This window comes from Streptomyces sp. NPDC048337 (assembly GCF_043201175.1).
Lineage (GTDB): Bacteria > Actinomycetota > Actinomycetes > Streptomycetales > Streptomycetaceae > Streptomyces.
Map to the genome: position 1 here is coordinate 500,508 of NZ_JBICYR010000002.1, position 13,079 is coordinate 513,586.

Below are 13,079 nucleotides of genomic sequence, written 5' to 3' on the forward strand. Positions count from 1 at the left end.
GGGTGACCCTGTGTACACGGACGGCCCCGGTGCGATTTGGCATCCGATGCGTCAAGTGGCGTGAACGGCGCCTTGATTCACTCTAGGGTGCGGCCGTACGGCCACACCGCACATCGAACTGGGGGGTTCATGCGTAGATCCCGAGGGGCGGCCGCCGCTCTCGCCCTGTCCCTGGTCGGCACCGGCGCGGGCATCGGCCTCGGCCTCGTCGCACCGGCGGCGGCCATCACCCCGCCCGTCGCGTTCACCGCCGACGCCCTGCCGACCTGGCAGCCCGACGGAGTCGTCTGGGCCCTCGCCGAGGCGGGCGGCCAGGTCTTCGTCGGCGGCACCTTCTCCGCCGTACGCCCGCCCGCGGGCGGCGCCGGCAGCGAGCGGCCCGCCGTGAACTTCGCGGCGCTCGACGCCGCGACCGGCGCCCCGACCTCCTGTTCCCTGTCCTTCACCGTCGGCTCGGGCACGGCCACCGTCCGCGCGCTGACCCTCTCGCCGGACAAGAAGACCCTCTACGCCGGCGGCTACTTCGGCGCCGTCAACGGCACCCCGGTCTCCAGCCTGGCCGCCATCGACGTGGCGAGCTGCACGGTCAAGGCCTCCTTCCGTCCGGCCTTCGCCGCCACGGTCCGCGCCCTCGCGGTCACCGCCGACACCGTCTACGCGGGCGGCGACTTCCTCACCGTCGCCGGGCAGCCGCGCGAGCGCTTCGCCGCGGTCGCCGCGGCCGACGGGGCGCTGCGGCCCTTCACCGCCGACGCCGACGAGCCGGGGCGGGCCGTCGAGGTCACCCCGGACGGCAACAACGTGGTGCTGGGCGGCGACTTCTTCACCGTCAACGGTACGAACACCCACGCGCTGGCCGTCGTGAACGCCACCAGCGGCGCCCTCACCAAGGCGTACCCCGGCTTCATCGAGACCAACTCCGTGGTCAAGGACATCGCGACCGACGCGACCGGCTTCTACACCGCCAACGAGGGCACCGGCGGCGGGGTCTTCGACGGCCGCATCGCGCTCGACCTCGGCGACCTGGGCCAGCGCTGGCGCGACACCTGCCTGGGCGCCACCCAGGCCGTACTCCCGTACCGGAACGTGCTCTACAGCGCCTCGCACGCGCACGACTGCTCCAGCGTCGGCGAGTTCCCCGACGGCCAGCGCCACCACCTGCTCGCCCAGCCCACCACCAGCACGGGCAAGCTGGGCTGGGCACCCGACACCAACGACGGCATCGGGGAGGGCATCGGCCCGCGCGTGATGACGGTCGGCTCCAAGGGCGGCGTCCCATACCTGTGGGTCGGCGGCGAGTTCACCACCGTCAACGGCACGGCGCAGCAGAGCCTGACGCGCTTCGCCTCCACCGGGGACACCGGCGCGCCCACCGTGCCCGTCGCGAGCGCGGTCAGCTTCAAGCCGGGCGAGGCCCAGGTGCGCTGGCGCACCAGCCTCGACCTGGACGACAGCGCGCTGACCTACAGGATCTACCGCAACGGCGCGGCCACGCCGATCGCCACGGTCACCGCCGACTCGCTGTTCTTCCGGCGCCCCCAGGCCTCCTGGACCGACACCACCGTCACGCCCGGCCAGACGTACACCTACCGGGTGACCGCGACCGACGCGGCGGGCAACACCAGCGCCCTGTCGGGGACGGCGAGCGTCACGGTCCCGACCTCGGCGGACGCCTACCCGAACCAGGTCCGCGCCGACGGAGCCCAGCAGTACTGGCGCTACGACGAGTCCGCCCTGCCCTTCGTCGCCGACTCCTCCGACGGCGGCAACCGCAGCGGCGTGCACCTGAACGCCCCCGCCCTGCGCCAGACCCCCGGCGCCGTCTCCGGCGGCAGCACGGCGATCGGCTTCAACGGCACCGACACGAAGGTGTACGGGGACCAGCGGCAGACGGTGGGCAGCGCCTACACCATCGAGACCTGGTTCAGGACGAACACCACCCGGGGCGGCAAGCTCTTCGGCTTCGGCAGCAACCAGGCACGCGGCAGCAACCAGTACGACAAGCACCTCTACATGACCAATGACGGGCGGCTGGTCTACGGGGTCTACACCGGCGCCACCCGCACCATCACCACCACCGGCTCCTACAACGACAACCGGTGGCACCACGCCGTCGCCACCCAGGGCCCCGGCGGGATGACCCTCTACGTGGACGGCGTCCAGAAGGGCACCCTCGCCGTCACCACGCACGAGAACTTCGCGGGCTACTGGCACGCGGGCGGGGACAGCCTCGGCGGCTGGCCCGACCGCCCCACCAGCGAGTACTGGGCGGGCCAGCTCGACGAGACGGCCGTCTACCCGACCGCCCTGAGCGCGGCCCAGGTGCAGCGCCACCACGCCCTCGCCACCGCCCCGGCCGATGCGGTGGTCCAGCTGACCGCCGCGGAGGACACCTACGCCAACGCGGGCGCGCCCGACGGAAATTACGGGAGCTCGGGATCGCTCGCCGTGCGCGGCAGCTCGTTCTACGCGAGCTACCTCCGCTTCGACCTGCCCGCCGCGCCCGCGGGCACGGTGTTGAAGTCGGCCGTGCTCGCCGTCAAGACGAACACCATGAGCGGCGCCGGAACGACGGACACCGTCTCGGTGGTCCCGGTCACCGGAGCGTGGACCGAGGGCGGCACGACGTACAACAACCGCCCCGCACTGGGCGGTCCGGCGCTCGGCGGTTTCGCGGGGATCCCGGAGGGCTCGGCGGTGCACACCACCGGGCTGACCACCCAGACCGTCGCCGCGGCGCTCGGCGGCCCCTACGGCCTGGCCCTGACCAGCGCGGGTACGGACGCCCTGTGGCTCTGGTCCTCGGAGGCCCAGGCCAACGAGGGCACCCCGCGGCTGACACTGACCTTCGGCGCGCCGTAGCCGAGGGGGATCCGGGCGCGCCCTACCCCTCGCCGTGGTGGACGTGCGCCAGCACCTGCTGGAGCAGGGCCGTGACGTGCGCGTCGTGGAGTTCGTAGACCACGCTGCGCCCGTCGCGGCGGCCGGTGACGAGGTCGAGGTGGCGCAGCAGTCGCAGGTGGTTGGAGACCGTGGGCTGGCCGAGGCCGAGGGACTCGGCCAGTTCGCCGACCGAGCAGGGGGCCTGGAGCAGGCGGGCCAGGATGCGGATCCGCGCGGGTGAGGCGAGGCCCTGCATGACCTCGGCCACCGCGGCGGCGTCCGGCTCGCTGAGCGGGTGGGCTGGGTGGGCTTCCATGACGGCAGCGTAGAACAGCAGATCAGGATGTGCACAGGTTCACATATTTCAAAGTCTTGATATATTGATGTCATGAATGCAGTGATGAAGAAGATCGGAGCGCGCGCGGAGCCGGTCAGCGCACTGCTCGCGCTCGCCGTCTACCTCACCGGCCTCATCCTCCAGCTGACCGGCCACGACGGGCCCGCCACCCGGGCCCTCTTCATCGGCGCCTACGGATTCGGCGGGTTCTTCACCCTGCGCGAAGCCCTCGCGGCCGTACGCCGGGGCCGCTTCCAGGTGGACTTCCTCATGCTCGTCGCCGCGGCCGGAGCCGCCGCCATCGGCCGCTGGGAGGAGGGCGCGGTCCTCCTGGTCCTCTTCAGCCTCGGCCACGCCCTGGAGGAGTACGCCATGGGCCGTGCCCGCCGCTCCATCGAGGCCCTCGGCGCCCTCGCCCCGCGCACCGCCCTCGTCCAGCGCGGGCCGGGCGCCCCCACCGAGGTGCCCGTCGAGGAGCTGGCCCTCGGCGACACCGTCCTGGTCCGCCCGCACACGCGCGTCCCGGCCGACGGCTTCGTCGCCGCGGGCAGCAGCAGCGTCGACCAGTCGCCCATCACCGGCGAGAGCGTGCCCGCCGACAAGGTGCCCGTCGCCGACCGGACCGCCGCGCTCGCCGACCCCGGCGCGGCCGGCCCCGACAGCCGCGTCTACGCGGGCACCGTCAACGGCTCCGGAGCCCTGGACGTGGTCGTCACCCGCCTGGCCGCGGACAACACCCTCGCCCGGGTGGTCCGCCTCGTCCAGGACGCGGAGCAGTGCACCTCGCCGACCCAGCGGTTCACCGACCGCTTCCAGAAGGTCTTCGTACCGGGCGTGCTCGCGCTCGTCGCCGTGCTCCTGGCCGTCGGCGCCCTGACCGGCGAACCCTTCACCGACACCTTCTACCGGGCCATGGCCGTCCTCGTCGCCGCCAGCCCCTGCGCCCTCGCCATCGCCACCCCGGCCGCCGTGCTGAGCGCCGTCGGCGGCGCTGCCCGCGGGGGAGTGCTGGTCAAGGGCGGGGCGCCGCTGGAGGAGTTCGGCCGGCTGCGCACCATCGCCTTCGACAAGACGGTCACCCTCACCGAAGGCCGCCCCCGGCTCACCGAGATCGAGCCCGCCGACGGGGCCGGCCGCCAGGTGCTGCTCCGTACCGCGGTCGCCGCGCAGCGCCTCAGCGACCACCCGCTCGCCCAGGCCGTGGTCCGGGACGGGGCCGGACTCGTCACCGGAGCACCGCTGCCCGAGGCGGGCGCCCTGCGGGCCGTCATCGGGCGCGGGGTCACCGCCGAGTTCGAGGGCGAGCCGGTCCACATCGGCAGCCTCGCCTACGCCGACACCCTCGCGGGACCGCCCGTACCGGCCGGACTGCGCGACCGTACGGAGGAACTCGCACGCACCGGCCGCACCACGATGCTCGTCCGCCGCGGCGACCGCTGGCTCGGCACGCTGGGCCTGATGGACGCCCCCCGGCCGGAAGCCGCCGAGACCGTCACAGCCCTGCGCGAACTCGGCGTGGCCCGGACGGTGATGCTGTCCGGCGACGACCAGCGCGTCGCCGACGCGGTGGGCCGCGCGGTCGGCATGGACGAGGTCCGCGGCGGCCTCATGCCGCAGGACAAGGTCGCCGAGGTCACCCGGCTGCGCCGGACGGCCCGCACCGCCATGATCGGCGACGGCGTGAACGACGCACCGGCCATGGCGGGCGCCACCGTGGGCGTGGCGATGGGCGCGGCCGGCTCGGCGGTGGCCCTGGAGACGGCGGACATCGCCCTCATGTCCGACGACCTGCGCCGGCTCCCCTTCATCACCGGCCTCAGCCGCCGCGCGAGCCGCGTCATCCGGCAGAACCTCTGGCTCAGCCTCGGCATCGTCGCCGTCCTCGTCCCGGCGACCGCGCTCGGCCTGGGCATCGGGCCCGCCGTCCTGGTCCACGAGGGCTCCACCCTCGTGGTGGTCGCCAACGCCCTGCGGCTGCTGCGCCACCCGGACCGATCCCGCTAGGCGCGGGCGTACGTGAACACGTACGCGACGGAGGTGTCGCCGTGGTGGTAGGTGAACCCGCCGGAGCCGGTCAGCCCGGCCAGGTCCCCGGTCCCGGAGCCGGAGACCACCTCGAAGCGGCAGGTGGTGCCGGTGGCGTCGAAGCCGCCGCGCTCCTCCAGGACGAAGGTGCCCTTGCGGCCGTCGACGCTGCCGGAGAGCAACTCCATGCCGGAGTAGGTGCCGACGTTCTCCCCCGTGTAGGCGATCACGTACGAGCAGGTGGTCGCGGCTGCCTCGATCCCGCCGGAGAAGGCGTTGGTGACGGTGGCGTGGGCGAGGCGCGGGGCGGAATCGGGGGAGCCGACGGGGTGCTCCTGCCAGTCCGCGAAGGTGAAGCGGCCGGTGGTCTCGGCGGGGGTGGTCGGCGTGGGCATGCTCGTCCTCTCGGCGGGCCGGACGGTCTCCTCCGTCCGGCGTGAACCCAGGCTGGCAGCCGTACCTGACACCTTCTGTCAGGTACGGCGACAATGGGCGTCATGCGCGCCGACCGCCTCCTCTCCCTGCTCCTGCTGCTGCAGAACCGCGGCCGGATGACCGCGCCCGAGCTCGCCGACGAGCTGGAGGTGTCCGTCCGTACCGTCTACCGGGACGTCGAAGCCCTCGGCGCCTCCGGCGTCCCCGTCCTCGCCGACCGCGGCCCCGCCGGCGGGTACCGGCTGGCGGACGGCTACCGCACCCGCCTCACCGGCCTCACCGACACCCAGGCCGGCTCCCTCTTCCTCGCCGGCGCCCCCGGCCCGGCCCGGGAGCTCGGCCTCGGCGCCGACCTGACCGCCGCCCAGCTCAAGCTCCAGGCCGCGCTGCCCGCCGCGCTCGGCGACCGGGCCCGGCGGATCCAGGAGCGCTTCCACCTCGACGCCCCCGCCTGGTTCCGGGACGCCGACCCCGTACCGCACCTCGCCCGGATCGCCCAGGCCGTCTGGGACCAGCGGGTCCTGCACACCCACTACCGCCGATGGCGGGGCGAGGTGCACCGCACGCTGCATCCGCTCGGCCTCGTCCTCAAGGGCGGCATCTGGTACCTCGTGGCCCGGACCGAGGGGACGCCGCGGACCTACCGCGTCTCCCGGTTCCTGGCGGTGGACGTCGCGGAGGACGGCTTCGAGCGGCCCGCCGATTTCGAACTCGCCGCGTACTGGCGGGAGTCCACCGATCGGCTCGACGCGGCCCTGCATCAGCAGACCGCCGAGTTGCGCCTCTCGCCCCGCGGACAGCGGCTGCTGCCGATGCGGTTCGGCGCCGCGGGCGCACGGGCCCTCGCCGAAGCCGACCCCGCCGACGCGGACGGCTGGGTACGGCTCCGCCTCCCGGTCGAATCCGAGGCCGTCGCGGTCGGCGACCTCCTCCGGCTGGGCACGGACGCCGAGGTGCTCGGACCGCCCGAACTCCGCGCCGCCCTCGCGGAGACGGTCGCGTCCCTCGCGGAGCGGTACCGGTCACGGCCGTCCTAGGGTGGGGCGGCACAGGACGTACGAGAGTGAGGGGGAGCAGCGAGTGGAGATCGAACTGCGCGAGACCCGGGACGACGACCTGGCCGTCTTCTGGGAGCAGTTGACCGACCGCAGGCTCCAGCGGATGGCGGCGGTGACCAGGGAGTACCACTACGACCGGGGGCACTTCGACGCCCACTGGGCGAAGGTGCGCAACGATCCCGCGGTGACGCTGCGCACGGTGCTCGCGGACGGGGTCGTGGTCGGGCACGCCGCCGTGTTCGGGCCGCCGGAGGAACGCGAGGTCACGTACGTGATCGGGCCCGAGCACTGGGGACGGGGCATCGCCACCCGGGCGCTGGCGGAACTGATCCGGCTGGAGGGGACCCGGCCGCTGCACGCCGGGGCGGCGGCCGACAACGCGGGCTCGGTGCGCGTCCTGGAGAAATGCGGCTTCTCGGTCACGGGCAGGACCCGGGAGTTCGCCCGGGCCCGCGGCGAAGAGGTGGAGATCGTCCTGCTCACGCTGAGCTGAGGCCGTCGGACTCCCAACGGACCTCGCCGTCCTGGCGGTACGGGGTCGGCCGCAGCCCGCAGGCGGCGGCGACCGCCGCCGAGGCGGCGTGGTCCGGGTGGATGTGCGCGACCAGGCGGCCGATCGGGACCTCGGCCAGCCAGCCGGCCATCACCCGGGCGGCCTCAGTGGCGAATCCGTGGCCCTGCCACGGGGTCCCGATGACCCAGGCCAGCTCGGCGAGGTCCCGCTCCGGGGTGATCGTGGCCTGCACGGTGCCGATCAGCCGCCCCGACCCGCGCAGCCGCACCACCCAATTGGCCCACACGACCCCGGGATCGGGCGACCCGCCCGCCAGCCGCTCGTACCGCGCCCGCAGCGCATCGGCCGCCAACGGCACCCCACCGATGAACCCGTACAACGCCGGGTCCCCCAACACCCCGGCCATCTCCCCGGCATGCCCCGGCTCCAACGGAACCAACTCGACCCGAGCCCCGGCGAGCGAGACGGGCCGGATCGCGGGCCGTCTGACCTTGCGAGCGGCCCGGGGGCGGGGGACGCCGTCGACCTCCAGGCAGATGCCGACCACCCGGTCGCGGCCGGTCCAGCCGTTCACGTGGCCGCGGTTGTTGCTGATCTGGACGCGCCGGCGGGAGCCGTCGACCGCGGACACCAGGTGGAGGTACACCGTGCCGGATACACGAGCCAGGACGATGTCGCCGACCTCGATCAGCGTCGGGTCGGCCGGTGCGACCCGGACCAGCTGCCGGTTGTGGATCAATGGCGCCATGGATCCGCCGGTCGGCCGGAACTCTACGGTTTGGCCCCGGCCGATGCGCTCCGCCAGCGTGCCCAATATGCCCATCGGGCGAGTCTCCCCTGGTGGGGGTGGCCCGGCCAGCGGATTTTGGGGGAGCGGGGGTCAGTGAGGGGGTTCCACCTCCAGGAAGCGGCGGTGGCGGGGGCCGCGGTAGAGGAGGCATACCCAGCCCAGGCGTTCCAGTGCGGCCGCGCAGGCCGTCAGCCGCTCCTGTTCCTCCTCGGCCGCGCCGCCGCCGCGGGGGCCGACCCAGGTCACCTGCGCGCGCCCCGGCTCGGCGGCGGCGCTCACGCGGTAGCCCGTCCGGGCGGGCAGGCCCTGTGCGTCCACCGCCGACGGCGGGATGCCCGAGGACTCCAGGGCGAGGGCCACCGCGCGGGGCAGTTGCCGTACCTCCCAGGGCGCGGGAACCGCCGTCCCCGCCGGACCGTTGACCAGTCGGCGGATCTGCAACAGCCCCTCGTACGCCGTGCGCAGCTCCGCCGCCCGCCCCGCATCCGGCGGCCCGGCAGGGCCGTCGCCGGTCGCCGCCTCGAAGCCCTGCCCGGGTACCGGCATCACCCACCCCCGCCCGTCTGAGTACCTCGTGCCCAACGGCCTGAGTATCCGCCCCGATTCCCCGCCGCGCCGCCGCTGATGGAATGACGGCATGACCTCAGCGACGCCCCGCCCCCGCATGCAGCACGTGACCACCGCCGGTTCGGCCCTCGCCGTGGCCCTGGTCCCGCTCGTGGTCGGCGTGCTGCTCGCCAAGGCCATGGCCACCGACCCGATGACCCCGGTCAACGCCCTGATCGCGGGCGGCGGCCAGCGCGCCTCCCTGCCCCGGGGCGAGTGGCGCCGGCGCGGCCACACCACCCTGCGCCGACTGCGGACCGCCCGCCGCGACACGGCCCGCCGCTGCCGCTACGCCTGCGGGGGCCGCCCCTGAGGGCCCCGGCGGGCGGTCAGTGGCCGTACTGGCGCAGGCACAGGTCCACGATGGACGGCGGGATCGTGCCCTCCGCGGCCGCGCACAGCTCCTCCACACCCGGTGGCGGCGCCGGTTTCCGGCGCGGGTGGGGAGGGGCGGGCTTGGCCGCGCGCGGGCGGCGGGCCGTCGCCGCCGGTTTCGCCGGCCGGGCGGCGGGCGGCCGGGCGGCCTTGCCCGGGGGCCGCGCGACGGACGGCCTCCGGTCGGGCTCCGCCCCCGGATCGGCGGCGTCCGCCACGGAGGCACCCGGCAGCATCCCCAGGGGCAGCGGCTCGGGCACGTCAGGCGCGCCCACGGACGGTACGGAACCCCGTACGGGAGCGGGAACCGGAGCCGAATCCTGCGGGCCGACCGAGACACAGCCGGCGCCCGTGAGGAGCGCGAGGAGGGAGAGGGGCACGGCCCGGCGTAACAGCATCCGACCACCTTGCCGCACGGCCCGGCCGACACAGTCCCCCGGCTCACGCGTCCGGGTGAAGCGGGCCGGAGCGGAATCGATTCGCCGCCAGGGTGTGGACAGTGGGTAGGCCTGGATCCGCCGGTATGGCAGGGTCGCGGGAACGGCAGTACGGGCGCCGGGGGAGGCGCGACCCCCGACACCGCGTCCTGCCGCGCCCTGCCCGCCGATCCGCTCGTACGGAGTACCGATCCATGACCGCAGCTGCCGCGCCCGGCAACCCCGCGCCCGGTCCGGAGCCCGTGCCGACCCCCGTTACCGGGCCCGGCCGCGCGCCCGAACCCGGTGAGCCCGGCTCCATACCGGGAACCGTCTCCGGGTCCGGCCCGGGGCGCGGGCCGGGTTCCGCCGCGGGCCCCGGCCCCGCCTGGAAGGGCTGGGCGGCCGTCTGCGCCGTCGGGCTCGGGATCTTCTGCCTGATCACCTCCGAGCTGCTGCCCGTCGGCCTGCTCACCCCCGTAGGCGCCGACCTCCGCGTGTCCGACGGGACCGCCGGGCTCATGGTCACCGCCCCCGGGCTGGTCGCCGGCTTCTGCGCCCCGCTCGTCACCGTCGGCGCCGCCCGCCTCGACCGGCGGCTCGTGCTCTGCGTACTCATCGCCCTGATGGCCGCCGCCAACCTCGCCGCCGCCTTCGCGCCGAACTTCGCCGTCGTCCTGGCCGCCCGCCTCCTCGTCGGAGTCAGCGTCGGCGGCTTCTGGGCCATCGCCGGCGGGCTCGCCGTACGACTCGTCCCCGAGCGCCGCGTCGGCCGGGCGACCGCGCTCGTCTTCGGCGGCGTCCCGACCGCCTCGGTGCTCGGCGTCCCCGCCGGCACCCTGCTCGGCGAACTCGGCGGCTGGCGCAGCGCCTTCGCCGCGGTCGGCGCCCTCGGCCTGCTCACCCTGACCGCGCTGCTCCTCCTGCTGCCCCCGCTGCCGCCGACCCGGCACATCGCCTTCCCCGAACTCCCCGCCCTGCTCCGCGAGAACCGCGCCGTGCGTGCCGGAGTGATCGTCACCTTCCTCGTGGTGACCGGGCAGTTCGCCGCCTACACCTTCGTACGGCCCATCCTGCAGGACGTCTCCGGCATCGACGCCGCGTACGTGAGCACCCTGCTGCTCGGCTACGGAGTCGCCGGGGTCGCGGGCAACTTCCTGGCCGGGGCGCGCGATCCGTACCGTACGCTGCTCGCCGTCAGTACCTGCCTGGCCGTGATCCTCGGCCTGATCGCCGTCCTGCCGGGAGCGGTCGCCGGTTCCGCCCTGCTGCTCGCCTGGGGGCTGGTGTACGGAGGGGTTTCGGTGACCGTCCAGAGCTGGATGATCAAGGCGGCCCCGGCCGCCGCCGAGGCGGCCTCCTCGCTGATGGTGGCCATGTTCAACCTGGCGATAGCCGCGGGCGCGCTGTTCGGCGGCCTCGCGGTCGACGGCATCTCCGTCCCCGCCGCCCCGCTCGGCGGAGGCGCCCTGATGCTCCTGGCGGCGGTCACGGTGTGGGTCACGTCCGTCCGCGGCCGGCCCGGCCGACCCTGTGACCCCGAGTGATCGGCGGGCAGAGAGCGGATGGACGAGGGCAGATCGGACATCCGGCTTGACCCGGCCCTGCCCGGAGGGAAAGAGTGCGCCGGTCGAGAACCACCGCTTGAGCCGCACTTCGGAGATACCCCAGATGCGCATGTCCGTCCGCTCGTTGCCCGAACCGGGGCCCGCCCAGGCCACGACCGGCGGTTCCCTCGCACTCGGCGATGCGCCCGGCCGCGCTCCCGGCGGAGCCGCCGCACGCGCGGTGACGGCCCCGCCCGCCCGGCGGCGCAGAGCCTGACCGGCCGGGTGGGGGCCGGCACCGCACCGCCGCGCCGGCCCCCGTCCCAGCCGGGGAGACACATGTCCCACGACTTCGATGAGAGCGGGATGGTCCCCGACGACCGCCTGTTCGTACGCCCGTACGCGCCGCCCTCGGGCGGGCCGTCCCCCGCGACGGCGACCGGGCCCGCCTGGCCGCAGAGCGGGCCCGCCTCCTACCCCGGGCCGGTGCCGGACCGCGAGCCTCCGCCCGTGGCCGCCCGCGCTGCCGCCGGGCCCGTGGCCGCTGCTCCCGGTGCCGGGACCGGCGAGGCCGGTCGTCACGTGAGGGGTCGTGGCGGGCGCGGGATCGGACCTGCCGTCGTCATCACCCTGACGGTGGTCGCCGCGGCCGGGGTGCTGGTGTTCCTGCTGGCCGGCCCCGATCCGCAGCCGCCGCCCCGTGCCTCGCTGCGGCCCGACCTGTCCCTGCCCGTACTCCCGGCGCGCAGCCCCGACGCGTCCGCGACCGGTGCGCCCTCGGCGCGGGCCACCACGGGTTCGCCCACGCCGGGATCGTCCGCCTCGTCCGGTCCGGCCGTGAGCCAGAGCGTCAAGCCGACGCCCGCGCCGAGTGCCACCTCCGCGCAGCCCTCGGCGGCCGCGGGCGGGACGCTGCGCCCGGGGGACCGCGGGCCAGAGGTGCGCCGGCTCCAGGAACTCCTCTTCGGTCAGGGGTTCACGTACGTCACCGTCAACGGCGTGTACGACGGACAGACCCGGCGCGGTGTGGCCCAACTGCAGAGCGACCGGGGCATCACCGGTGACCCGAAAGGTGTCTACGGCCCGGCCACGCGGGCGGCGTTCGGCTGAGCACGGGGGCCGTGCGCGGGCTCACTCCTCCCGCTTCCGCGGGCCGAGTTGGTCCACCAGCTCGGCCAGGTCCTCGCAGACCTGTTCGATCTTCAGCCGGATGTTGTTCTGCTCGGTGACGAGCGCCGCCAGCAGCAGTCCGGTCAGGGCCGCGGCGCCGTTGAGGGCCTGGAGGTTGACCATGACCTCGAAGAGCGTGTGGTGGGCGAACGGTCCGGCGTGCTCCGTCGCCGCCGAGTTGGCCAGGACGGAGACGAGCAGGGCGCACGGCGCGCTGCCGGCCAGCTGGAAGCGCACCGCCGCCCAGATGAGCAGCGGGAAGACGAGGAAGAGCACGGAGAGGGAGCTCCGGGTGGCCACGACGGCGACGGCGACGGCGGTGACCGCCAGAGCCGCCGCCTCGCCCAGGCGGTAGGTCTCGCGGGGCAGCCGGGCCCTGCGCAGCACGAGCAGGAGCGGGGTCACCACGAGCACGCCCATGGTGTCCCCGGCCCACCACGCCGCCCACACGGGCCAGAAGCGCGCCGGGGCCATGTCGCCGGCCAGGACGAGCACCCAGGTTCCGACGGACGCGCTGATCAGCATGGGCAGCAGGCCGCCCAGGAAGACCAGCGCCACCCCGTCGCGCAGCCGGTCCAGCTCGACGCGGAACCCGACCCGCCGGAGCAACAGGTACGCGCACACCGGAGCCAGGGTGTTGCCCGTCATGATCCCGAGGTCGGCGACGTGGAACGAGCTGATCCGCTCGATGACGAAGTACGTGCCCAGCGCGATCCCCGGCCAGATCCGCAGGCCCGCCCAGAGCAGGCAGGCCAGGGCGATGCCCGTGGGCAGCCACAGGGGGGTGACCGCCGCCCCCTCGACGACCACCTGCTGGAGCAGACCGATCCGCCCGGTCACGTAGTAGGCGACGGAGACGCCGAGGATCCAAAGGGGGGTTCCGGACAGCCGTCGCCATTCCTCGGTGCGCACCAGAGCATCAG

13 protein-coding genes are annotated in these 13,079 nt (G+C 74.7%); 7 read left to right on the forward strand and 6 right to left on the reverse strand.

The window, feature by feature from the left end; genetic code table 11:
• Positions 1-129: 129 nt before the first annotated feature.
• A complete protein-coding gene (locus tag ACGFYU_RS05320; protein ID WP_393825887.1) occupies positions 130-2,862 on the forward strand; it encodes a DNRLRE domain-containing protein in 2,733 nt (910 codons plus the stop codon).
• Between the two features lie 22 nt (positions 2,863-2,884).
• Here the strand turns inward: ACGFYU_RS05320 and ACGFYU_RS05325 are convergent, their stop codons facing one another.
• On the reverse strand, positions 2,885-3,199 hold the full coding sequence (locus ACGFYU_RS05325; protein WP_393825888.1) for an ArsR/SmtB family transcription factor: 315 nt from the start codon (positions 3,197-3,199) through the stop codon (positions 2,885-2,887).
• A 72-nt stretch (positions 3,200-3,271) separates the two neighbouring features.
• Here ACGFYU_RS05325 and ACGFYU_RS05330 point away from each other — a divergent pair, with 72 nt between their 5' ends.
• On the forward strand, positions 3,272-5,224 hold the full coding sequence (locus ACGFYU_RS05330) for a heavy metal translocating P-type ATPase (RefSeq protein ID WP_393825889.1): 1,953 nt from the start codon (positions 3,272-3,274) through the stop codon (positions 5,222-5,224).
• Here the strand turns inward: ACGFYU_RS05330 and ACGFYU_RS05335 are convergent.
• Positions 5,221-5,640: a DUF3224 domain-containing protein gene (locus ACGFYU_RS05335; protein WP_393825890.1), complete on the reverse strand. Its 420-nt coding sequence runs from the start codon at positions 5,638-5,640 to the stop codon at positions 5,221-5,223. The two genes, ACGFYU_RS05330 and ACGFYU_RS05335, sit on opposite strands and share 4 nt — an antisense overlap.
• A gap of 102 nt (positions 5,641-5,742) precedes the next feature.
• Here ACGFYU_RS05335 and ACGFYU_RS05340 point away from each other — a divergent pair, with 102 nt between their 5' ends.
• Both ACGFYU_RS05340 and ACGFYU_RS05345 read left to right on the forward strand, forming a co-directional pair.
• Positions 5,743-6,717, forward strand: a complete 975-nt coding sequence (locus ACGFYU_RS05340) for a helix-turn-helix transcriptional regulator (protein WP_393825891.1) — start codon at positions 5,743-5,745, stop codon at positions 6,715-6,717.
• 43 nt (positions 6,718-6,760) lie between these two features.
• Positions 6,761-7,231, forward strand: a complete 471-nt coding sequence (locus ACGFYU_RS05345; RefSeq protein WP_393825892.1) for a GNAT family N-acetyltransferase — start codon at positions 6,761-6,763, stop codon at positions 7,229-7,231.
• Here ACGFYU_RS05345 and ACGFYU_RS05350 read toward each other — a convergent pair.
• Entirely contained in the window at positions 7,218-8,000 is a 783-nt protein-coding gene (locus tag ACGFYU_RS05350; RefSeq protein WP_393825893.1) for a GNAT family N-acetyltransferase, read from the reverse strand. The genes ACGFYU_RS05345 and ACGFYU_RS05350 overlap by 14 nt on opposite strands.
• A 132-nt stretch (positions 8,001-8,132) precedes the next feature.
• Complete coding sequence (locus tag ACGFYU_RS05355; protein ID WP_393825894.1) at positions 8,133-8,588, reverse strand: hypothetical protein; 456 nt, start codon at positions 8,586-8,588, stop codon at positions 8,133-8,135.
• A 91-nt stretch (positions 8,589-8,679) separates the two neighbouring features.
• Here ACGFYU_RS05355 and ACGFYU_RS05360 point away from each other — a divergent pair, with 91 nt between their 5' ends.
• The gene (locus ACGFYU_RS05360; protein ID WP_393825895.1) at positions 8,680-8,961 is read left to right on the forward strand and encodes a hypothetical protein; all 282 of its coding nucleotides are present in this window, start codon (positions 8,680-8,682) and stop codon (positions 8,959-8,961) included.
• Between the two features lie 16 nt (positions 8,962-8,977).
• Here ACGFYU_RS05360 and ACGFYU_RS05365 read toward each other — a convergent pair whose 3' ends face one another.
• Positions 8,978-9,421 (reverse strand): hypothetical protein, encoded by a 444-nt coding sequence (locus ACGFYU_RS05365; protein WP_393825896.1) that lies wholly within the window; start codon positions 9,419-9,421, stop codon positions 8,978-8,980.
• Positions 9,422-9,654: 233 nt separating this feature from the next.
• On the opposite strand from ACGFYU_RS05365, the gene ACGFYU_RS05370 reads away from it, so the two are divergent.
• Both ACGFYU_RS05370 and ACGFYU_RS05375 read left to right on the forward strand, forming a co-directional pair.
• Entirely contained in the window at positions 9,655-10,986 is a 1,332-nt protein-coding gene (locus tag ACGFYU_RS05370; protein ID WP_393825897.1) for an MFS transporter, read from the forward strand.
• Positions 10,987-11,325: 339 nt separating this feature from the next.
• The gene (locus ACGFYU_RS05375; protein WP_393825898.1) at positions 11,326-12,096 is read left to right on the forward strand and encodes a peptidoglycan-binding protein; all 771 of its coding nucleotides are present in this window, start codon (positions 11,326-11,328) and stop codon (positions 12,094-12,096) included.
• Between the two features lie 21 nt (positions 12,097-12,117).
• Here the strand turns inward: ACGFYU_RS05375 and ACGFYU_RS05380 are convergent, their stop codons facing one another.
• The gene (locus ACGFYU_RS05380) at positions 12,118-13,071 is read right to left on the reverse strand and encodes an MASE1 domain-containing protein (RefSeq protein ID WP_393825991.1); all 954 of its coding nucleotides are present in this window, start codon (positions 13,069-13,071) and stop codon (positions 12,118-12,120) included.
• Positions 13,072-13,079: the final 8 nt, after the last annotated feature.